The sequence below is a fragment of the Anaerotruncus massiliensis (ex Togo et al. 2026) genome, assembly GCF_030825285.1.
Lineage (GTDB): Bacteria > Bacillota > Clostridia > Oscillospirales > Ruminococcaceae > Anaerotruncus > Anaerotruncus massiliensis.
On sequence record NZ_JAPJQF010000003.1, the window covers coordinates 132,726 to 152,082 of the forward strand.

Below are 19,357 nucleotides of genomic sequence, written 5' to 3' on the forward strand. Positions count from 1 at the left end.
GAGCCGATAAATGGACGTTTGGCGCAAAAACCGGGAGAATCTTTGTGCAAGGTGTTGACAAGGATATTTCACTATGCTAATATATTAGCAAGTTAAAGCAAGACGCAAAACGGGAGGTTCCCATGAAACATTACGATAAGGTCACCCCCGACGGCACCCGCGATCTGCTCTTCGACGAGTGCGTCTCGCGGGAAGAGGTGGTGAGCCGCCTCACGGCGATGTTCCGTTCGCGCGGCTACCGGCAGGTCATCACCCCCGCGATCGAGTTTTACGACGTGTTCGGCTCCTCCGCGGCGCATTTCCCGCAGGAGAACATGTATAAGCTCTCGGACACCCGCGGGCGGCTGATGGTCGTGCGGCCCGACTGCACGATCCCGATCGCGCGGCTGGTGGCGACCCGCCTCACCGGCATGCCGATGCCGCTGCGCCTCTACTACTGCGAAAACGTCTACCGCGTCGAGCATACGATGCGCGGCAAACCGGGCGAGATCTACCAGGCGGGCGTCGAACTGATCGGCTCCAACTCCCTGCGCAGCGACCTCGAGATCGTCGAACTCGCCGCGTCGGGGCTTTCGGACATCAACGGGGAGAGCTTCCGGATCGAACTCTGCCACATCGGCTATTTCAAGGCGCTGATCGATTCGCTCGACGCCGGCGCGGACACCAAGGAGGCCATCCGCCAGTGCATCGAGCAGAAGAACTACCCGGCGCTTTCCGACCTGCTCGCGCCCTTCGGCGACAGCCGCGCGGCGGCCGCGCTCGGCTACCTGCCCCGGCTGTTCGGCGGGGAGGAGGTCTTCGGGAAGGCGTATGAGCTCTTCTCCGAAAACGGCGCGCTCGAGTGCCTCGACTACCTGCACGGGCTCTACGAGGACCTCCGTCAGCTCGGGCTGGAGGACCGCGTAATCATCGACCTCGGGCTGGTCAACCAGGCGGAGTACTACACCGGGCTCATCTTCCGCGGCTATTTCGACGGCATCGGCGAGCCGGTGCTCTCGGGCGGCCGGTACGACAACCTCCTCGGCGAATTTGGCGCGCCGCTCTCGGCGACCGGCTTCGCGGTGAACATCGACCCGGCGGCTCAGGTCGTCGGGGAACCCGCTCCGCAGACGCCCGACATCCTCGTCTTTTCCGACGAGCGGCACCTGCCCGAGGCGGTCAACTACATCAAATCGCTGACGGAGAACGGCCTTGTCGCGGAGAACTGCGTCTACGACGATTTCGACGCGGCCGCCGACTACGCGCGCAGGCGCGGCATCCGGCAGCTCCACGTCGTGGACGACGCGATCGAGGTGGTCGACGTCGAGACGCTGAAAGGGGAGGGCGCGCGATGATAAAACCCATTCGCATCGCCCTGACCAAGGGGCGGCTCGAAAAGGACACGGTCGAGATGTTCGAGCGTCTCGGCTACGACTGCACCGCCGTCCGGGAGAAGGGCCGCAGGCTCATCCTGCCGGTCGCGGGGACGAATCTCGAGATCGTGCTCGCCAAGGCGGCGGACGTCGCCACCTACGTCGACAACGGCGTCTGCGACATCGGCGTGGTCGGCAAGGACACGATCATGGAGATGGGCGGCACCTTCTACGAGGTGGCGGACCTCGGCTTCGGCAAATGCCGGTTCGCGCTCGCCCTGCCGCAGGGGGTCGACTTCTACGAAGGGTACCACACCCGGCGCATCGCCTCCAAATATGTGAACGTGGCGCGCGGCTTCTTTGAACGCAAGAACATGGACGTCAGCATCGTGAAGATCGAGGGCTCGGTCGAGCTCGCGCCCATTCTGGGGCTGTCCGACGCGATCGTCGACATCGTCGAGACGGGCACCACCCTGCGGGAAAACGGGCTGGTGGTCGCCGAATACATCTGTGACGTCAGCGCGCGGCTGATCGTCAACATCGCGAGCCTCAAGCTGCGCAAGGCGGAGATCGAGCCGCTGATCGCGCGCATCGAGGACTATCTGGCCGGGGAGGAAACGGAATGATACCGATTGTCAGGGCGGACGGCGCCGCCGAAGCGACGCGAGCAGCTCCCATTCGGCGGCGCAGCGGGGAAGTGGACCGGAAGGTGACGGCCGCCGTCACCGAGATCGTCGACGCCGTGCGGGAGCGCGGAGACGAGGCGGTGCGGGAATACACGATCCAATTTGACGGGCGGTGTCCCGAAGCCTTCGAGGTGAGCCGCGACGAGATCAACGACGCGCTCACCCTCGCGGAGCCCGAGTTTGTCAACGCGATGCTCGCCGCGATGGAAAACATCGCGGCCTTCCACAACCGCCAGAAGCAGCAGAGCTTCATCGACACGCAGGAAAACGGCGTCATCATGGGGCAGCGGGTGCGCGGGCTCTCCCGCGTCGGGCTCTACGTGCCGGGCGGCACGGCGGCCTACCCCTCGTCGGTGCTCATGAACTGCATCCCTGCGCGCATCGCGGGGGTGGGGGAGATCGTCATGGTCACCCCGCCGCGAAAGGACGGCACCGCGAACCCCGACATCCTCGCCGCCGCCGCGGTGGCGGGGGTGGACCGGGTCTTCCTGATGGGCGGCGCCCAGGCGGTCGCCGCGCTCGCCTACGGCACCGCGTCGGTGCCGCGCGTCGACAAGATCGTCGGCCCGGGCAACATCTATGTGGCCACCGCCAAGCGGCTGCTCTACGGTACGGTGGACATCGACATGATCGCCGGGCCGAGCGAGATTCTCATCGCGGCGGACGACACCGCGAATCCCGTCTATCTCGCGGCGGACATGATGAGCCAGGCGGAGCATGACGTGCTCGCCTCGTCGGTCCTGCTCACGACGAGCGAGCGGGTGGCGGAGGAGACGGCCGCCGAGCTTTCCCGGCAGGTGGAGAGCCTTTCCCGCGCCGGGATCATCCGCCAATCGCTCGCGGATTACGGCATGATCATCGTCTGCCGCAGCGAGGCGGAGATGATCGCGCTCGCCAACGAGCTCGCGCCCGAGCACATGGAGATCATGACGGCCAACCCGCTCGAATACATCGGGAAGATCGACAACGTCGGCTCCCTCTTTCTTGGGCAGCATTCGCCCGAACCGCTGGGGGATTATTTCGCCGGCCCCAACCACGTCCTGCCGACCTCCGGCACCGCGCGGTTCTTTTCACCGCTCGGGGTGGACAGCTTCCTCAAGCGGTCGAGCTTCCTCTACTACACCCGAGAGGCGCTCGCCGAGGCGCAGGTGCCCATCGTGCGCCTCGCCGACAAGGAGGGGCTCACCGCCCACGCAAATTCTGTCAAAGTGAGGTTCCCCGATGTCTGGTAACCGCTATGAGCTTCCCCAAAAGCTCCAAAACCTGACCCCCTACGATCCGCTGACCGGGCACTACCGCATCCGGCTCGATGCGAATGAGAGCTTCCTCTCGCCGCCGCCCGAGCTGATGGAGGAGCTCATGGCCGCGGTCATGGCGGTCGACTTCAACCGCTATCCCGACCCCTACGCGGTGGAGCTCTGCGAAAAATGCGCCGCCTTCTTCGGCGTTGATCCGTCGATGGTCGTCGCGGGCAACGGCTCGGACGAGCTGATCGGGCTGATCGTCAGCTGGTTCACCGAGCCGGACGACACAATGGCGGTTGTGCGCCCCGATTTTTCGATGTATTCCTTCTATGCGCAGCCCTGCGGGCTGCGCCTGCTGGCGATCGACAAGGACCCGGACACCCTCGCGCTCGACGCGGACGCGCTCATCGCCCGCGCGAGGGAGGCGGACGCGCGGCTGCTCATCTTCTCCAATCCCTGCAACCCGACCTCGCTCGCGGCGACGCGGGCGGACGTCCTCAAAATCGTCGACGGGCTGCCCGGTTGCCTCGTCGTCGTGGACGAGGCGTATATGGATTTTGCGGAGGGCTCGATTTTGCGATTGGCGGGGGAGCGCGACAACCTGATCGTGCTCAAGACCTGCTCCAAGGCGTTCGGCATGGCGGCCATCCGGCTCGGCTTCGCCGTCGCGAACCCGGTCCTGATCGGCGCCGTCAAGGCTGCGAAATCCCCCTATAACGTCAACTCGATGACCCAGGCGGCCGGGTGTGTGCTCTTTAACCATCCCGATTACCTCGCGGGCTGTGCGGATGAGATCAAGGCGTCGCGGGACGCGCTCTGCCGGGAGCTTTCGGCGCTCGCCGGGGAAAAGGCCGAGATCCTCGACATGCGGCCCACCTGCGCGAACTTCGTGTTCCTGCGCCTGACCGACGCCAAGGGCGTCTATGAGGCGCTTTTGGCGCGCGGCATCGCCGTGCGGCTGATGGGCGACCGCCTGCGCGTCTCCGCGGGCGCGCCGATCGAAAACCGCGCGCTGCTTTCCACCCTCAGGGAAATTTTACGATAGGGGGCCAAACCGATGCGTGAATCCACCATTCGGCGCACGACCAGGGAGACCGATATCGAGCTGACGCTCAGCCTTGACGGCAAGGGGCGTTTTACCGGCACGAGCGGGATCGGCTTCTTCGACCACATGCTCGCCGCCTTCGCGGTGCACGGGGGTTTCGACCTTGCGCTCAACATGACCGGCGACCTTGAGGTCGACTGCCACCACTCGGTGGAGGACGTGGGCATCGTGCTCGGACAGGCGCTCCTGAAGGCGCTCGGCGGACGGGACGGGATCGCCCGTTACGGCAGCTTCCTGGTCCCCATGGACGAGGCGCTCGCCTTCTGCGCGCTCGACATCAGCGGCAGGCCCTTCCTCGTCTTCGACTGCGCCTACCGGAACCCGTCGGTCGGCGCGTTCGACTGCTGCATGACGGGGGAATTCTTCCGCGCCTTCGCGCAGAACGCCGGGATCACCCTGCACCTGCGCGTGCCCTACGGAGAAAACGACCACCACAAGATCGAGGCCCTCTTCAAGGCGGCCGCGCACGCGCTTCGCATCGCGGTTTCCCCCGCGGGCGAAGGGGCGCTCTCCTCCAAAGGGGTGCTCTGATATGATCGCGATCATCGACTACGGCGCGGGCAACCTCTTCAGCGTCCAGAACGCGCTGACCTATCTCAACGAAACCTTCTGCATCACGCGCGACCCGGCGATGCTAGAGGGGTGCGACGGGATGATTCTGCCCGGCGTGGGCGCGTTTCCAGACGCGATGAAGCGCCTGCGCGCCTCCGGGCTCGTCCCGGTGATCCAGGCCGAGGCGCAAAAAAAGCCGCTGCTCGGCATCTGCCTCGGGATGCAGATGCTCTTCGAGCGCAGCTTTGAATTCGGGGAGACCGAGGGGCTGGGGCTCATCCCCGGAAGCGTGCGGCTTCTTGACGCCGGCGGGCTGAAGATCCCGCACATGGGCTGGAACGATTTGACGGTGCTCCATCCCTGCGAGCTGACCGGCGGGACAAAGACGGGCGACTACGTCTATTTCGTCCACTCCTTCTGCGCGGATACGCCGGAGGAAAACATCTCCTGCCACACCGTCTATGGCGAGCGCGTCCCCGCGCTCGTCTGCCGCGGCAGCGTCTACGGCGCGCAGTTCCACCCGGAAAAGAGCGGGGAAGTGGGGTTAAACATGCTCAAAAACTTTGCGAGGTTGTGCCAATGATCATTTTACCTGCGATCGACATCAAGGACGGCTGTTGCGTGCGCCTGCGGAAGGGGGACTTCTCGACGGCCCACAAGGTCGCCGAAGACGCGGGGGAGACCGCCGCGTCCTTTCTCGCGGCGGGCGCCAGGTGGATCCACATGGTCGACCTCGACGGAGCGAAGGAGGGCGAAGTGAAAAACGCGCCGCTCTTTCTGGAGATCGCCAGGACCTCCGGGCTCAAGGTGGAGCTGGGAGGCGGCGTCCGCGACCGGAAAACGATCGAATACTACCTGGAAAACGGAATTTCCCGGGTAATCCTGGGCTCCATCGCGGTCAAGAACCCCGTCCTCGTGCGGGAGGCGGCCGCCGCCTACGGCGACCGGATTGCCGTGGGCATCGACGCGAAGGAGGGAATGGTGGCCACCGAGGGCTGGCTCGACACGAGTAGCGTCGGCTATCTCGATCTCGCCAAAGAGATGGAGCAGGCGGGTGTCAAGACGATTATCTTTACAGATATTTCCCGGGACGGGATGCTCGGCGGGCTCAACCTGGAGCAGCTTGCCACGCTCGAAAAGGCCGTCTCCTGCAACATCATCGCGAGCGGCGGCGTGCGGGACCTGCGCGACATCGAGGCGTGCGGACGCCTCGGCCTCCACGGGGTCATCTGCGGCAAGGCGCTCTACACGGGAAGCCTCTCCCTGCGGGAGGCAATCGAAACGGCGGGTGATCAACCATGTTAGCCAAACGCATCATCCCATGCCTCGACGTGCGCGACGGCGTGGTGGTCAAAGGGGTCAACTTCGTCGGCATCAAGGAGGTCGGCGACCCGGTCGACTGCGCGATCGAGTACGACCGGCAGGGCGCGGACGAGATCACCTTCCTCGACATCACCGCGACCCACGAGGGCCGCAGCACGATGATCGACGTCGTGCGGGAGACGGCGCGCAACGTCTTCGTGCCGCTCACCGTCGGCGGGGGCATCCGGTCGGTGGACGACTTTCGCGCGCTGCTGCGCGCGGGCGCGGACAAAATTTCGGTCAACTCCGCGGCGGTGCGGGATCCGAAGCTCATCAGCGAGGCCGCCGAACAGTTCGGCAGCCAGTGCGTCGTCGTGGCGATCGACGCGCGCAGGAGGCCGGAGGGGGGCTTCACCGTCGTCGTGAACGGCGGGCGGATCGATATGGGGCTCGACGCCGTCGAGTGGGCAAGAACCTGCGAGCGGCTCGGCGCGGGGGAGATCCTGCTCACCTCGATGGACACCGACGGCTGCAAAAACGGCTTCGATCTCGAACTCACCCGCGCGGTGTCCGACGCGGTGCGGATTCCGGTCATTGCGTCGGGCGGCTGCGGGAAGCTCGAGCACTTCTCCGAGGTCTTCGAGCGGACGGGCGCGGACGCCGCGCTCGCCGCGTCCCTCTTTCATTTCCGCGAATTGACGGTCGGGGAGGTCAAGGACCACCTCGCGGCGAAAAATATCCCGGTCAGGAGGCAGCGCGATGCGTGATCTGGACGTCTATTTTCAGAAATCCGAGCTCATCCCCGCGATCGTGCAGGAGGCGGGCACCGGCGAGGTGCTGATGCTCGCCTACATGAACCGCGAGAGCCTGCAAAGGACCCTCGAGACGGGGTATACCTGGTTCTGGAGCCGATCGCGGCGGGAGCTTTGGAATAAAGGCGCGACATCGGGGCATCTTCAAAAGGTGGTGGACCTGCGCGCCGACTGCGACGACGACACGCTGCTCGTCACGGTGGAGCAGACAGGCAACGCCTGCCATACCGGCGCGCACAGCTGTTTCTTTAAAGAGATCTGGGAGGGAAAAGCATGATGAACGACGTATTGAACGGCCTATACGAGGTGGTGCTCGACCGGCGCGACCATCCGCAGGAGGGCTCCTACACCTGCTACCTGTTTGAAAAGGGCCTCGATAAGATTCTCAAAAAATGCGGCGAGGAGTGCAGCGAGGTCATCATTGCCGCCAAAAACGGCAAAAACGAGGAGACCGAGGAGGAGATCTGCGACCTCATCTACCACCTGCTCGTGATGATGGCCCAGCAGGATATCCCGCTCGCTCGCATTGAGGAGATTCTGGAGGCGCGCCGGCAGAAGATCGGCAACCTCAAACAGTTCCACGAGAGCGACCACAACACCTGAAGGTAAAAAGGCCCCGCAGCGGCAACGCCGCTGCGGGGCCTTCCGGTTTCAACCGGGGTCAGTCTGCCTTGACGCCGAACGCCTCTTCAAGCGCGCGGACCGCCTCGTCGCAGCTCGACTGCGGCACCAGCAGGGAAATCTCCACCTCTCCGGTGCTGATGAGGGTGAGCTCCGCGTCGGTCCCGGCGACGGCGGCGATCGCGGCGGAGGCCACGCCGTACCGCTCGCGCATCTCCTCGCCGTAGAGCTCGATCTTGCAGTTTCCGTTGCTCACCATCGGCTTGAGCTCGTGCGCCGCCTGGAATCTGGTGGCGAGCCCGAGCACCTCGATCAGCTGGCTGGAATGCAGCGTGAAGGAGATGTCGATCCGGTGCCCCTGGGGCGCCGTCTGGCTGATCATGTCGAGGTTCACCTTTGCGTCCGCCAGCTGGGTAAAGATCGACGCGAGCACCCCCAGGTCGTTGGGAACCCTGCGGAAGGTGACGAGCGCCACATCCTCGGTCACGGTAATTTTCGATACGCCGTTCATATCCAATCCTCCATCCTTTTTACACCAGATCGCCCATGCTGTAAAGGCCGTTTTCCTTCCCGCAGAGGAAGAGCGCCGCGTTGATGCTCCCCGTGGCGAAAACCTCCTTGCTCATCGCCGAATGGGAGAGGGTCAGCACCTCGTCCCGCCCGGCGAAGATCACCTCGTGTTCGCCGACGATCGTGCCGCCGCGCACCGCGTGCAGGCCGATCTCGTTTTTGCCGCGCTTGCGGCGCACCGCGTGGCGGTCGTAGACGTACTGCGGCTCCTCCGGGAGCACGCCGGAGATCGCGTCCGCGAGCATGAGCGCGGTGCCGCTGGGCGCGTCGATCTTCTGGTTGTGGTGCTTCTCGATGATCTCGATATCGAACTGCCCGCCCAGCACGGCCGCCGCCTTTTTGGCGAGCTCGACGAGCAGGTTCACCCCCAGCGACATGTTCGCGGTAAAGAAGAGGGGCACCCGCGCCGATGTCTCGCGGATGAGCGCGACCTGGTCGGAGGAGAGCCCCGTCGTCGCGATAACGGCGGGCGTGCGGGTGGCCGCGGCATAGTCGAGCAGGGGAGCGAGGGCGCTGGGGTGGGAGAAGTCGATGATGACGTCGGCCTCCACCTGGCACCCGGCGGGGGAGGTAAAGACGGGGAACGCGTCCAGCACCTCTCCGCTCACGTCGATGCCCGCGACGACGGTGCAGTCGTCGCGCCCCTTGACGCAGGAGGCGATCATCCGCCCCATCTTTCCGTTACAGCCCGATAGTACGATCCTTTTCATTTGAACCTCCAGATGCGCGGGGCCTCAGATCAGTCCCGCGGCCTTCATTTCCCGTTTGAGCAGCTCACGGTTCTCCTCACCGAGCCCGGTGAGGGGCAGGCGGCAGGGGCCGGCCTGCCAGCCCATCATCGCCACGGCCTCCTTGACCGGGATGGGGTTGACGTCGCAGAAGAGCGCGTTGATGAGAGGCAGGAGCTTCACCTGCAAATCGGCACTCTCCCTGACCTTGTCGTCGAAATAGAGCTGGCAGATGTCGTGGGTCTGGCGCGGCGCGACGTTGGAGAGCACCGAGATGACCCCCTTGCCGCCGAGCGAGAGGATCGGCACAATCTGGTCGTCGTTGCCCGAATAGATGTCGAGCCCGTCGCCGCAGAGGCTGCGGATCATCGCGATCTGCGAGATGTTGCCGCTGGCCTCCTTGGCCGCGACGATATTCGGATGCTTCGAAAGTTCCAGGTAGGTCTTCGGCTGGATGTTCATGCCCGTGCGGCTGGGGACGTTGTAGAGGATGACGGGCAGGTCCACGGTGTCCGCGACCGCGAGGAAGTGGCGGACCAGCCCCGCCTGCGAGGTCTTGTTGTAGTAGGGGGTCACGAGCAGCAGTCCGTCGGCGCCCGCCTGTTTGGCCTCCTTGGAGAGCCAGAGGGAGTAGTCGGTGTGGTTGCTGCCGGTGCCCGCCACGACGGGGACGCGTCCCGCCGTGCGTTCGACGGCGTAGCGGATGGCCTTGACGTGTTCCTCGTCGGTGAGGGTGGAGGCCTCGCCGGTCGTGCCGACGATGACGATCGCATCGGTGCCGTTGTCGATCTGGTAGTCGATCAGTTCGCCGAGCAGCTCCCAGTTGATCGAAAGGTCGTCGTGCATCGGCGTGACGATTGCAACGCCAGCGCCGGTGAAAATGGTCTTCTTCATTGGTCCATCAGCCCTTCCGGTTAAATTCAGTCAAAATAGCCCTTTGCCGCGAGCAGCTCGGCCAGCAGGACGCCGCCGCCCGCCGCCCCGCGCAGGGTGTTGTGGGAGAGGCACACAAATTTGTAGTCGTACTGGGTGTCCTCGCGCAGCCTGCCGATCGACACCGCCATGCCGTTTTCGAGGTTGCGGTCGAGCCTCGTCTGCGGGCGGTCCGGCTCCTCGAAGTAGCGCAGGAACTGTTTGGGGGCGCTGGGCAGGTCGAGCTTCTGCGGCTCGCCCGCGAAGGAGGCCCACTTTTCCTTGATTTCATCGATCGAGGGCTTTTTGTCAAAGCTCACGAAGACCGCCGCCATGTGCCCGTCCGAGCAGGCGACCCGCAGGCATTGGGCGGTGATCGACGGACTTTCGACCGGAACGATCACGCCATCTTTGATGGAGCCCCAGATTTTGAGCGGCTCCTGCTCGCTCTTTTCCTCCTCGCCGCCGATGTAGGGGATGACGTTGTCGACCATCTCCGGCCAGCGATCGAACGTCTTGCCCGCGCCGGAAATCGCCTGGTAGGTGCAGACGAGGGTCTTCGTCACGCCGTAGTCCGCCATGAGCGGGTGCAGCGCGGGGACGTAGCTCTGCAGCGAGCAGTTGGACTTGACGGCGATGAAGCCGCGTTTGGTGCCGAGGCGCGCGCGCTGGAAGGGGATGACCTCCGCGTGCCCGGGGTTCACCTCAGGGATGATCATCGGCACGTCGGGGGTCATGCGGTGGGCGGAGTTGTTGGAGATGACGGGGCATTCCGCCTTGGCGTACGCCTCCTCGAGCGCTTTGATTTCGTCTTTTTTCATATCGACCGCGCAGAAGATGAAATCCACCTTCGAGGCGACCGCCTTTACGTCTGACGCGTCGAGCACGACCATCTTTTTGACGGCCTCGGGCATGGGAGTGGACATCGCCCAGCGGGAGCCGACGGCCTCCTCATAGGTTTTGCCCGCCGAGCGGGGAGAAGCCGCGAGCACCGCAACCCGAAACCACGGATGGTTTTCCAGCAGGGAGACGAACCGCTGGCCGACCATGCCGGTCGCCCCGACGACCCCGACCTGATACTGCTTCATAGGGAACAACTTCCTTTCCATAGCCGTCTGATCCGGCAATAAAAAAACCGGTTGAAAACCGGCATGAATTGCACTATAATAGAGAAGTTATCGGCGCGTGCGAACGCGCGGAATCCGCCGCGTCCAACCGCCCCGCCATAGCTCTCCATCACAGTTCAATGATGACAGTCGCATGCCTTTCGGCGATGCGCCCAGGGAACGGCCGCCAGGCGTCCCCTTCGGCGTCTGTCCCTTTCACACGGCTTTTCAACGACTCTGGCAGTCTCTTTCCGGCTACTGATGAAAGACGCGCCTCTACCGGCTCGGTTTATTACTAGTTATATTATCATCGAAGCCCTCTTATGTCAACAAATTTTGATGATTTACCGCAATAAAACCAATGCCTATCCGGCAATGTCGGAAAAATGCGTTGAATCTGTCAGGAAGGATCCGCCCCATGCTCAAGACATCCGATTTTTACTTCGACCTGCCGCAGGAGCAGATCGCGCAGACCCCCATCGAGCCGCGCGACCACTCGCGCATGCTCCATCTCTTCCGCGAGACGGGGGAGCTCGAACACCGGCATTTTTACGACCTGCCCGACTACCTGGAAGCGGGGGACACGCTCGTCATCAACACCTCCCGGGTCATCCCCGCGCGCCTCTTCGGCGTGAAGGAGGGCACCGGCGGGCATATGCAGTTCCTCCTGCTCGACCAGAAGGAGAAGGACGTCTGGGAGGTCATGGTGAAGCCGGGGAAAAAGGCCAAGACGGGCGCGCGGTTCGTCTTTGGCGGCGGGCTGCTCGTCGGGGAGATTCTCGCCACCGTCGAGGGGGGAAACCGCCTCGTGCGGATGCACTACGAGGGGACCAACATCTATCCCATCCTCGAAAAGATCGGCAATATGCCCCTGCCGCCCTATATCACCGCCGAGCTCGAGGACAACGAGCGCTACCAGACCGTCTATTCCAAGCAGCTCGGGTCCGCCGCCGCGCCCACCGCGGGGCTGCACTTCACCACCGAGCTGATGGACAAGCTGCGCCACAAGGGCGTCAACATCGCGGAGGTGATCCTCCACGTCGGCATCGGCACCTTCCGGCCCGTCAAGGTGGAGGACGTGACCAAGCACCACATGCACTCGGAGCACTACCATCTGCCGAAGGAGACCGCCGACCTCATCAACGAGACCCACGCGCGCGGCAAACGGGTGATCGGGGTGGGCACCACGAGCTGCCGCACGGTGGAGTCGGTCGCGACCAAGCTCGGCGAGGTCCGTGAGGACGACGACGACACGAGCATCTTCATCTATCCGGGCTACCGGTTCAAGGTGCTCGACGGGCTCATCACCAACTTCCACCTGCCCGAAAGCACCCTCATCATGCTGGTGAGCGCATTCGCGGGCTATGAGCACACGATGCGCGCCTATGAGACTGCCGTGAAGGAGAACTACCGGTTTTTCTCCTTCGGCGATTCCATGCTGATCCTCTAAGGGAAAACTTTTGTAAAAGTTTTCCTTAGAACCTTTTCAAAACTTCCGGTTCAGGCCGGCCGCCGCGAATGGACGCACGCGCCGTCCGTGAGGTGGAGGATTTTTCCGGCGCGGAAAGCGCCCGCGATTACGGGCGGCGGACGGCCTGGCAAAAGCTTTCTGGGCCCTAGGGACTTTTCCAGGGCCCTCATGCAAAATTTCCGGCGCGGAAAGTGCCCGCGATTACGGGCGGCGGACGGCCCGATCAAAGTTTTCGGGGTCCAGGGGGGCTTTTTCAAAAGCCCTCCCTGGAAAGGAGGAGCGATTTTGTATACCTTATTAAAGCAGGACGGACACGCCCGCCGGGGGACCTTTGAGACGGTGCACGGCACCGTACAGACCCCCGCCTTCATGAACGTCGGCACCTCAGCCGCGATCAAGGGGGGCATCTCGTCGACCGACCTCGTGGAGCTCAAATGCCAGGTGGAGCTCTGCAACACCTACCACCTGCATGTGCGCCCGGGCGACGATGTCATCCACGCGATGGGCGGGCTGCACAAGTTCATGAACTGGCACCGCCCGATTTTGACCGACAGCGGCGGGTTCCAGGTGTTTTCCCTCGCCAAGCTGCGCAAGATTAAGGAGGAGGGCGTCACCTTCGCCTGCCACCTTGACGGCAAACGGATCTTCATGGGCCCGGAGGAGAGCATGCGCATCCAGTCGAACTTCGGCTCGACGATTGCGATGGCCTTCGACGAGTGCATCGAAAACCCCGCGCCCTACGACTATACCGAGCGTTCGATTGCCCGCACCACCCGCTGGCTCGTCCGCTGCAAGGAGGAGATGGCGCGCCTGAACGCCCAGCCCGACACCCTCAACCCGCGCCAGATGCTCTTCGGCATCAACCAGGGCAGCACCTACGCCGACCTGCGCGTGCGGCACATGCAGGAGATCGCCGCGCTCGGGCTGGACGGCTACGCGATCGGCGGACTCGCGGTGGGGGAGACCGCGCAGGAGATGTACGACACGATCGAGGCGGTCGAGCCGCATATGCCCGCGGACAGGCCCCGATATCTGATGGGGGTGGGCACGCCCGTCAACATCATCGAGGGGGTCTACCGGGGCATCGACCTCTTCGACTGCGTGATGCCCAGCCGCAACGCGCGGCACGGGACGCTTTTCACCTGGGACGGCATCCGCATCCTGCACAATGAAAAATACAAGACCGACGAGAGCCCTCTCGACGAGCACTGCGGGTGCCCGACCTGCCGGAATTTTTCCCGTGGCTACCTGCGGCACCTCTTCCGCGTGAACGAGATGCTCGGGATGCGGCTGGGCGTCCAGCACAACCTCTACTTCTACAACACGCTGATGGAAAAGATCCGCGAGGCGATCGAGCAGGGGACCTACGACGCCTTCCGCCGGCACTGGGTGCCCATTCTGGGACGGCGCATCTGAAGGGATTTATCTGTATCTTTATACAAATTTTCCTTGCAAGACAGGCCCGGACACGCTATAATAGTACAAGTATCCTGAAAGAGAATTTTGGAGGTATTACCATGAACGAACAGACGATGGCCACCCTTGGCAGCTTTTTGCCGCTGATTTTAATTTTTGTAATCTTCTACTTTATGCTCATCCGTCCGCAGAAAAAGCGCGACAAGGAGACCCAGCAGATGCGCGCCAACCTCGAGGTGGGCGATGAGATCGTTACGATCGGCGGCGTGATCGGCACCGTCGTCGTCATTAAGGACGATTACCTCCTGATCGAGACCGGCTCCGACCGCAGCAAAATCCGCATCGCGCGCTGGGCCATCCAGGCGAACAACACACCGCACGAGTCCGCCGTTCCGGAGAAGAAGGACAAGAAGAAGGAGAAGTAAGCCGTGCCCGGCATATTGGGTGGCTTCCCTGAATATCCTGTAACAGTAAAGGGGGAGTTCAGGTGAGACAGCCCGACGTTCACGGCGCGAAGCGCTTCATCCGGCCGGTTACTTACGGCATTTTATTCGGTGCAGGCGCGTGCTTCCTGCTGCTTCTGATCATGTCCGCCGTGATGGGGCTGCGGGATATTCCGCAGTCGGCCGTCTCGCTGATCGCCACGCTGATCTTTGTGTTCGGCGGATTCGTCGCGGGGTATGTCTCCGCCGCGTTCGCGCGCGAAAAGGGCATGCTGCTCGGACTCTGCTGCGGCGCCTGCCTCTTCGTGATTCTGAGCCTTGCGAGCCTCGCCGTCGACGGCGGCGGGTTCGGCATGGTGGCGCTCACAAAGCTGGCCGCGGTTTTGCTCGCGGCGGCGCTCGGCGGCATCATCGGCGTCAACCGGCGTAAAAAATTCCGCTGAAAACGGGCCGGCCGGAACCGATTTCCGGGCCTGCCGGCTTGAATTACCAGCGGGGATATGCTATACTTGTTGGCAGAAATCAAAAGAAACGAGGGGATACCAATGAAACATATCAAGACGATCAACAGCGCGAACCTCAAGGAATCCGCCGTCAAGGGCGGCTGCGGCGAGTGCCAGGCCTCCTGCCAGTCGGCCTGCAAGACCTCCTGCACCGTCGCCAACCAGAAGTGCGAGAACAAGAATAAGTAAAAAAGGCATGGCAGTTTTTTAACTGCCATCCTTTCTTTATCGCGGTTTTGGGCAGTCGGACGACTGCCCTTATCTTTATGTGGGGAGATTGGAATGATACACCAGTACAGACTCAACGGCTACAATATCGTGCTCGACGTCAACTCCGGCGCGGTGCACCTCATGGACGACCTTTCCTTTGATCTGCTGGACATGCTTGGGGATCCGATCCCCGAAAGCTGTCCCGGGGAGGCCTTCGACCGCTTTACGCCCCAATACGCGCGGGAGGAGGTCGAGGACGCCTTCCGGGAGCTGCTCGCGCTCCAGAAAGCGGACCAGCTCTGCTCGAGCGACGATTATGACCAGTTCGCAAAGCTCATGACCCCGTCGCCGGTCAAGGCGATGTGCTTACATATTGCGCACGACTGCAACCTGCGGTGCAAATACTGCTTCGCGGACACGGGCGAATATATGGGCCACCGCGAGCTGATGTCCCTGGAAGTGGGGAAGGCGGCGATCGATTACCTCATCAAGTACTCCTGCGGTCGCCACAACCTCGAGGTGGACTTCTTCGGCGGCGAACCGCTCATGAATTTCGAGGTGGTCAAGGAGATCGTCCGGTACGCCCGCTCGCTCGAGCAGGAGCATGGCAAGCTCTTCCGGTTCACGATCACGACGAACGGCCTGCTGCTCGACGACGACAAGATCGATTTTATCAACCGGGAAATGTCCAACGTCGTGCTTTCCATCGACGGGCGCCGGGAGGTCAACGACCGGGTGCGGGTGCGCGTCGACGGGCGCGGCAGCTACGACAGCATCCTGCCCAAGTTCCAGAAGCTCGTCGAAAAGCGCAGGAACGGTCCCTACGACCAGTACTACGCGCGCGGCACCTTCACCAAATACAACAAGGATTTCGCGGAGGATGTGCTGCACCTCTCCGACATGGGCTTTGACCAGGTGTCGGTCGAGCCGGTCGTCACCGATCCGGCGGAGCCCTACGCGCTGACCGGTGAGGACCTGCCCGAGGTGTTTGCCGAGTATGAGCGGCTCGCGAAGATTATGATCGAGCGGCACGGCACGCCGAAGGATTTCAATTTCTTCCACTTCATGCTCGACCTCGACCAGGGACCCTGCGCGATCAAGCGGCTGCGCGGCTGCGGCTGCGGCAACGAGTACGTCGCGATCACCCCGTCGGGCGACGTCTACCCCTGCCACCAGTTCGTCGGCCACGACGGCTGGAAGATGGGAAACGTCTTCGACCAGTCGCTCGACTTCGACCTCAAGTGCAAATTTGCCGCCGCGACCGTCTACGGCAAGCCCGAGTGCAAAAACTGCTGGGCCAAATTCTACTGCTCGGGCGGCTGCAACGCCAACAGCATGCAGTACAGCGGCGACATCCTGAAGCCCTACAAGCTCTCCTGCGAGCTGGAAAAAAAGCGGCTGGAGTGCGCAATTATGATCAAAGCGGCGACGCTTTAAGAGGGGAGGACCTCCTGTGGACTGCAAGATCGGATTTATCGGCGCAGGCAACATGGCCGGCGCCATCATCGACGGCATCACCGGCTCGGGGATGCTCGCACCGGCGCAGGTCGCCGTCTACGACATCCGCGAAAGCCAGCGGGAACACTACGCGGCGCGCGGGTTCAAGGTGTCTGCGAGCGCGGCGGCGCTTGTGGACGGCTGCGACTATGTCGTGCTGTCTGTAAAGCCGCAGAACTTTGCGGATGTGCTGGCCGAAATCAAAGGCCATCCGCGCCCCGAAACGGTGTTCGTCACGATCGCGGCGGGCATCAGCGCGGAATTCATCAAGGAGGCGCTCGGCTGCGACGCAAAGGTCGTGCGGGTCATGCCCAACACGCCGCTGCTCATCGGCTGCGGCTCCACGGCGATGAGCCGGGTCGCACCCGCCACCGAAGAGGAGTTCGCGTTCGTCAAGTCGGTCTTTGCGTCGGCGGGCGGCGTCGAGGAGGTTTCCCCGGACAAGATGAACGAGGTCATCCCGCTCAACGGCTCGAGCCCCGCATATATCTATCTCTTCGCGAAGGTATTCGTCGACCGGGCCGTCGAGCTCGGCTTCGACGCGGACGTGGCCAACCGGCTCTTCTGCAACACGCTGATCGGCTCGGCCAGGATGATGCTCGAGTCGGGGAAGAGCCATCAGGAGCTGATCGACATGGTCACATCACCCAAGGGGACGACTTTCGAGGGGCTCGCGGCGCTCGAACGCTGCGGCTTCGACAAGGCGCTGATCGCCTGCTTTGACGACACGGTGCGCCGCGCCTATGAGCTCGGGAAATAACCGGGCGGGGGAGGCATAAAATTTAGCGAAATCGCATATCCTTTCCTGAGGCAAAAAGGAAAGGATGGTTGCAATGAGCTTTACCGCCGCGGATTGGGACAAGATTTTACAGCAGCAGAGGACCGCACGTGGACTTCCGCCCCTACAGCCGATGCGTCCGGCGTCGGAGGGGCGGGCTTCCATGCGGTCCTCTTTGTTTTCCTCGCGCAGTTTATCCACCTGGGCGCTGGGGCTCTGCTTTCTGGCGGGCCTGCTCTTCGGCACGCTGCTCGTCAGCCGGTCGGGGCTGGACACCCGCGCGGCCCTTCAGGTGATCCTCGGGGGCTATGTGGAACGGCGGCAGACGCTGGCGTTCGCCTCGATCGCCGCGTCGACCTTCTGTTCGACCTTTGCGGCGCTGGCGGTGCTCTTCTTCTGCGGTTTCTGCACGATCGCCCAGATCATCATCTTTGCCGTGCCACTTTTCAAAGGACTCGGGTATGGGTTCTCGATCGGCATGCTCTACGCGCAGTACGGCACGTCCGCGATCCGCTACGTCGCGTTCCTGCTGCTTCCTACGATGTTCCTGAGCACCCTGCTGCTGATCCTGGCGAGCCGCTCGTCGCTGCGTCTGTCGGTTACGCTGCTGCGTTCGGCCCTCGTCGCGCCCGATGAAAACGGGTCGCGAAGAATCAAACGTTACTGCGTAAAGTACTTAATCTTTACGGGAATATGTTTGTTGATCGCGCTGTTCGACGCGCTGCTCGTGACCCGCTTTGGCGGGCTATTCGTCCTCTGAGTCCGGGACCTTCGGCACCTTTGACTTTTTCTTTGGTGCGACCCCCGAAAGCGGCGATTGTTTCGCCGCTTTTTCCATCTGCCGGTCGGAGACGTGGGTATAGATCTCGGTCGTGGAGAGGCTCACATGCCCGAGAATCTCCTTGAGCACGCGGATATCCACGCCACCGTGCTGGTACATGAGCGTCGCGGCGGTGTGGCGCAGCTTGTGCGGCGAATAGCCCTGGCCGGAAAGCCCCGCATTGCGCAGGCATTCCTCAATGATCTGCTCGACCCGCCGGGGCGAAATCCGTGTTCCACGGGAGGAGAGGAACAGCGCGTCGCGGTCTTTGACGCCCTGCGCCGGCTTCCGCTTCACAAGATAGGCGTCCAGCGCCTTTTGACAGGCGTCGTTGAGGTAAATCACGCGTTCCTTGTTGCCTTTGCCGAGCAGCTTGATCGTGTCGTCGCGGATGTCATAGAGGTTGATGCCGACCAGCTCGGAAAGCCGCATGCCGCAGTTGAGAAAGAGGGTCACGATGCAGAAATCCCGTTCGTAGCTCGGCGACGCCGGGTCGACGTGGGTCAGCAGCTCGAGGCTCTCTTCCAGCGTCAGGTATCGCGGCATCGACTTGCGCACGGACGGCACCTCAAGGTTCTCCACCGGGTTCGTCTTGAGCACGCCCGATTTGATCGTCAGGTAGTTAAAGAGGGCCCGGATGGACGATACCTTGCGTGAGCGGGTCTTGGCGTTGTTGTCCCGGTCGGAGGCCGCGTAGTTGAGGAACTGGTAGACGTCCGAGAGGGTAATGGAGGCGACCGTCTCGAGCGGGATATCCCTGATCGAGAGTTGGTCGAAGAACTCCGGGTCGTCGGGGTTGCCGTTCACGAGCTTGACGCACTTGATGTAGCGCAGAAAGGTGCGCAGATCGATATAATAGGCGTCGACCGTGCGCTGGGAACGGCCTTTGATCGTCAGCATATAAAACAGGAATTCACTGAGATAGTTTGGGCAGTCGGCGTAGTTGGCCATTGTGAAACCCTCCAGTCTTTTAGGAGACTTTGCGAGCGCCGCGAAGGCGGAGCCTTTGGGTACCCCTGACTGCGCTAAATTGGACTTTTCGCGAGCGGATGCGGCAACCGGCGGGCCGGAACCCCGAGCCCCGAAGCGCGCGACCCGCAGGGCGGACCGCGCGCGAGGGCATGTGGCCCAGCGGCGCGGGGCCCGAGGCAGGGCCCCGCAGGGGCGGGCTCTTATACACAACAGACGCAGCCCACCAACAAGTGGGCGGGTATATATCGGTGGTCGCC

At 62.9% G+C, this 19,357-nt stretch carries 23 protein-coding genes and 1 riboswitch; of the genes, 18 read left to right on the forward strand and 5 right to left on the reverse strand.

Going from position 1 to position 19,357, the window contains the following annotated elements:
- The first annotated feature begins 122 nt into the window (after nt 1-122).
- From hisZ to hisE, 10 genes are read left to right on the forward strand one after another with little or no spacing between them, the layout of a single operon-like run.
- The gene (gene hisZ, locus RCI06_RS02560; protein ID WP_306573998.1) at nt 123-1,334 is read left to right on the forward strand and encodes an ATP phosphoribosyltransferase regulatory subunit; all 1,212 of its coding nucleotides are present in this window, start codon (nt 123-125) and stop codon (nt 1,332-1,334) included.
- Nucleotides 1,331-1,978, forward strand: coding sequence for an ATP phosphoribosyltransferase (gene hisG, locus RCI06_RS02565; protein WP_101550689.1), 648 nt, complete (start codon nt 1,331-1,333; stop codon nt 1,976-1,978). The genes hisZ and hisG overlap by 4 nt, the downstream gene beginning before the upstream one ends.
- Nucleotides 1,975-3,270 carry a histidinol dehydrogenase gene (hisD, locus tag RCI06_RS02570; RefSeq protein WP_306574001.1) on the forward strand — a complete coding sequence of 432 codons (1,296 nt, stop codon included), beginning with the start codon at nt 1,975-1,977 and terminating at the stop codon, nt 3,268-3,270. Before hisG ends, hisD begins: the two co-directional genes overlap by 4 nt.
- On the forward strand, nt 3,260-4,327 hold the full coding sequence (locus RCI06_RS02575; protein ID WP_306574004.1) for a histidinol-phosphate transaminase: 1,068 nt from the start codon (nt 3,260-3,262) through the stop codon (nt 4,325-4,327). Before hisD ends, RCI06_RS02575 begins: the two co-directional genes overlap by 11 nt.
- 12 nt (nt 4,328-4,339) lie before the next feature.
- Nucleotides 4,340-4,918 (forward strand): imidazoleglycerol-phosphate dehydratase HisB, encoded by a 579-nt coding sequence (hisB, locus tag RCI06_RS02580; protein WP_101550682.1) that lies wholly within the window; start codon nt 4,340-4,342, stop codon nt 4,916-4,918.
- 1 nt (nt 4,919) lies between these two features.
- Nucleotides 4,920-5,522, forward strand: coding sequence for an imidazole glycerol phosphate synthase subunit HisH (gene hisH, locus RCI06_RS02585; RefSeq protein ID WP_276871717.1), 603 nt, complete (start codon nt 4,920-4,922; stop codon nt 5,520-5,522).
- Nucleotides 5,519-6,244 (forward strand): 1-(5-phosphoribosyl)-5-[(5-phosphoribosylamino)methylideneamino]imidazole-4-carboxamide isomerase, encoded by a 726-nt coding sequence (gene hisA, locus RCI06_RS02590; RefSeq protein WP_306574008.1) that lies wholly within the window; start codon nt 5,519-5,521, stop codon nt 6,242-6,244. The genes hisH and hisA overlap by 4 nt, the downstream gene beginning before the upstream one ends.
- A complete protein-coding gene (hisF, locus tag RCI06_RS02595) occupies nt 6,238-7,008 on the forward strand; it encodes an imidazole glycerol phosphate synthase subunit HisF (RefSeq protein WP_306574010.1) in 771 nt (256 codons plus the stop codon). Before hisA ends, hisF begins: the two co-directional genes overlap by 7 nt.
- Nucleotides 7,001-7,330, forward strand: a complete 330-nt coding sequence (gene hisI / locus RCI06_RS02600) for a phosphoribosyl-AMP cyclohydrolase (RefSeq protein ID WP_101550674.1) — start codon at nt 7,001-7,003, stop codon at nt 7,328-7,330. The genes hisF and hisI overlap by 8 nt, the downstream gene beginning before the upstream one ends.
- Entirely contained in the window at nt 7,330-7,656 is a 327-nt protein-coding gene (gene hisE, locus RCI06_RS02605; RefSeq protein WP_101553214.1) for a phosphoribosyl-ATP diphosphatase, read from the forward strand. Before hisI ends, hisE begins: the two co-directional genes overlap by 1 nt.
- A 58-nt stretch (nt 7,657-7,714) precedes the next feature.
- Here hisE and RCI06_RS02610 read toward each other — a convergent pair whose 3' ends face one another.
- The 4 genes from RCI06_RS02610 to asd are packed head-to-tail and all read right to left on the reverse strand — an operon-like array spanning nt 7,715 to nt 10,972.
- Nucleotides 7,715-8,185, reverse strand: a complete 471-nt coding sequence (locus RCI06_RS02610) for a hypothetical protein (RefSeq protein ID WP_101550672.1) — start codon at nt 8,183-8,185, stop codon at nt 7,715-7,717.
- Nucleotides 8,186-8,204: 19 nt separating this feature from the next.
- On the reverse strand, nt 8,205-8,954 hold the full coding sequence (gene dapB / locus RCI06_RS02615) for a 4-hydroxy-tetrahydrodipicolinate reductase (protein WP_101550670.1): 750 nt from the start codon (nt 8,952-8,954) through the stop codon (nt 8,205-8,207).
- 24 nt (nt 8,955-8,978) lie between these two features.
- On the reverse strand, nt 8,979-9,866 hold the full coding sequence (gene dapA, locus RCI06_RS02620) for a 4-hydroxy-tetrahydrodipicolinate synthase (protein WP_306574015.1): 888 nt from the start codon (nt 9,864-9,866) through the stop codon (nt 8,979-8,981).
- Between the two features lie 26 nt (nt 9,867-9,892).
- Complete coding sequence (gene asd, locus RCI06_RS02625; protein WP_306574018.1) at nt 9,893-10,972, reverse strand: aspartate-semialdehyde dehydrogenase; 1,080 nt, start codon at nt 10,970-10,972, stop codon at nt 9,893-9,895.
- A 130-nt stretch (nt 10,973-11,102) separates the two neighbouring features.
- A riboswitch (Lysine riboswitch) is annotated at nt 11,103-11,277 on the reverse strand.
- A 131-nt stretch (nt 11,278-11,408) separates the two neighbouring features.
- On the opposite strand from asd, the gene queA reads away from it, so the two are divergent.
- The 8 genes from queA (at nt 11,409) to RCI06_RS02665 (ending at nt 18,068) form a co-directional block, all read left to right on the forward strand.
- Complete coding sequence (gene queA, locus RCI06_RS02630) at nt 11,409-12,440, forward strand: tRNA preQ1(34) S-adenosylmethionine ribosyltransferase-isomerase QueA (protein ID WP_276871706.1); 1,032 nt, start codon at nt 11,409-11,411, stop codon at nt 12,438-12,440.
- 306 nt (nt 12,441-12,746) lie between these two features.
- Nucleotides 12,747-13,877 carry a tRNA guanosine(34) transglycosylase Tgt gene (tgt, locus tag RCI06_RS02635; RefSeq protein WP_306574020.1) on the forward strand — a complete coding sequence of 377 codons (1,131 nt, stop codon included), beginning with the start codon at nt 12,747-12,749 and terminating at the stop codon, nt 13,875-13,877.
- 101 nt (nt 13,878-13,978) lie between these two features.
- Nucleotides 13,979-14,302: a preprotein translocase subunit YajC gene (gene yajC / locus RCI06_RS02640; RefSeq protein WP_101550660.1), complete on the forward strand. Its 324-nt coding sequence runs from the start codon at nt 13,979-13,981 to the stop codon at nt 14,300-14,302.
- A 62-nt stretch (nt 14,303-14,364) separates the two neighbouring features.
- A complete protein-coding gene (locus RCI06_RS02645) occupies nt 14,365-14,763 on the forward strand; it encodes a TIGR04086 family membrane protein (protein ID WP_276871700.1) in 399 nt (132 codons plus the stop codon).
- A 102-nt stretch (nt 14,764-14,865) separates the two neighbouring features.
- A complete protein-coding gene (scfA, locus tag RCI06_RS02650) occupies nt 14,866-15,012 on the forward strand; it encodes a six-cysteine ranthipeptide SCIFF (RefSeq protein ID WP_101550656.1) in 147 nt (48 codons plus the stop codon).
- Nucleotides 15,013-15,105: 93 nt separating this feature from the next.
- Nucleotides 15,106-16,470, forward strand: coding sequence for a thioether cross-link-forming SCIFF peptide maturase (gene scfB, locus RCI06_RS02655; protein WP_276871698.1), 1,365 nt, complete (start codon nt 15,106-15,108; stop codon nt 16,468-16,470).
- A gap of 16 nt (nt 16,471-16,486) precedes the next feature.
- On the forward strand, nt 16,487-17,290 hold the full coding sequence (proC, locus tag RCI06_RS02660; protein ID WP_242970829.1) for a pyrroline-5-carboxylate reductase: 804 nt from the start codon (nt 16,487-16,489) through the stop codon (nt 17,288-17,290).
- 181 nt (nt 17,291-17,471) lie between these two features.
- Entirely contained in the window at nt 17,472-18,068 is a 597-nt protein-coding gene (locus tag RCI06_RS02665) for a stage II sporulation protein M (protein ID WP_306574025.1), read from the forward strand.
- Here RCI06_RS02665 and RCI06_RS02670 read toward each other — a convergent pair.
- Entirely contained in the window at nt 18,054-19,079 is a 1,026-nt protein-coding gene (locus tag RCI06_RS02670; RefSeq protein WP_306574028.1) for a tyrosine-type recombinase/integrase, read from the reverse strand. The two genes, RCI06_RS02665 and RCI06_RS02670, sit on opposite strands and share 15 nt — an antisense overlap.
- Nucleotides 19,080-19,357 lie beyond the last annotated feature (278 nt).

What these genes read in the sequence shown, in the direction of transcription:
- hisZ (WP_306573998.1), top strand. Translation starts at nt 123, where the DNA reads ATGAAACATTACGATAAGGTCACCCCCGACGGCACCCGCGATCTGCTC.
- hisG (WP_101550689.1), top strand. Translation starts at nt 1,331, where the DNA reads ATGATAAAACCCATTCGCATCGCCCTGACCAAGGGGCGGCTCGAAAAG.
- hisD (WP_306574001.1), top strand. Translation starts at nt 1,975, where the DNA reads ATGATACCGATTGTCAGGGCGGACGGCGCCGCCGAAGCGACGCGAGCA.
- RCI06_RS02575 (WP_306574004.1), top strand. Translation starts at nt 3,260, where the DNA reads ATGTCTGGTAACCGCTATGAGCTTCCCCAAAAGCTCCAAAACCTGACC.
- hisB (WP_101550682.1), top strand. Translation starts at nt 4,340, where the DNA reads ATGCGTGAATCCACCATTCGGCGCACGACCAGGGAGACCGATATCGAG.
- hisH (WP_276871717.1), top strand. Translation starts at nt 4,920, where the DNA reads ATGATCGCGATCATCGACTACGGCGCGGGCAACCTCTTCAGCGTCCAG.
- hisA (WP_306574008.1), top strand. Translation starts at nt 5,519, where the DNA reads ATGATCATTTTACCTGCGATCGACATCAAGGACGGCTGTTGCGTGCGC.
- hisF (WP_306574010.1), top strand. Translation starts at nt 6,238, where the DNA reads ATGTTAGCCAAACGCATCATCCCATGCCTCGACGTGCGCGACGGCGTG.
- hisI (WP_101550674.1), top strand. Translation starts at nt 7,001, where the DNA reads ATGCGTGATCTGGACGTCTATTTTCAGAAATCCGAGCTCATCCCCGCG.
- hisE (WP_101553214.1), top strand. Translation starts at nt 7,330, where the DNA reads ATGAACGACGTATTGAACGGCCTATACGAGGTGGTGCTCGACCGGCGC.
- RCI06_RS02610 (WP_101550672.1), bottom strand. Translation starts at nt 8,185, where the DNA reads ATGAACGGCGTATCGAAAATTACCGTGACCGAGGATGTGGCGCTCGTC.
- dapB (WP_101550670.1), bottom strand. Translation starts at nt 8,954, where the DNA reads ATGAAAAGGATCGTACTATCGGGCTGTAACGGAAAGATGGGGCGGATG.
- dapA (WP_306574015.1), bottom strand. Translation starts at nt 9,866, where the DNA reads ATGAAGAAGACCATTTTCACCGGCGCTGGCGTTGCAATCGTCACGCCG.
- asd (WP_306574018.1), bottom strand. Translation starts at nt 10,972, where the DNA reads ATGAAGCAGTATCAGGTCGGGGTCGTCGGGGCGACCGGCATGGTCGGC.
- queA (WP_276871706.1), top strand. Translation starts at nt 11,409, where the DNA reads ATGCTCAAGACATCCGATTTTTACTTCGACCTGCCGCAGGAGCAGATC.
- yajC (WP_101550660.1), top strand. Translation starts at nt 13,979, where the DNA reads ATGAACGAACAGACGATGGCCACCCTTGGCAGCTTTTTGCCGCTGATT.
- scfA (WP_101550656.1), top strand. Translation starts at nt 14,866, where the DNA reads ATGAAACATATCAAGACGATCAACAGCGCGAACCTCAAGGAATCCGCC.
- scfB (WP_276871698.1), top strand. Translation starts at nt 15,106, where the DNA reads ATGATACACCAGTACAGACTCAACGGCTACAATATCGTGCTCGACGTC.
- RCI06_RS02665 (WP_306574025.1), top strand. Translation starts at nt 17,472, where the DNA reads ATGCGGTCCTCTTTGTTTTCCTCGCGCAGTTTATCCACCTGGGCGCTG.
- RCI06_RS02670 (WP_306574028.1), bottom strand. Translation starts at nt 19,079, where the DNA reads ATGGCCAACTACGCCGACTGCCCAAACTATCTCAGTGAATTCCTGTTT.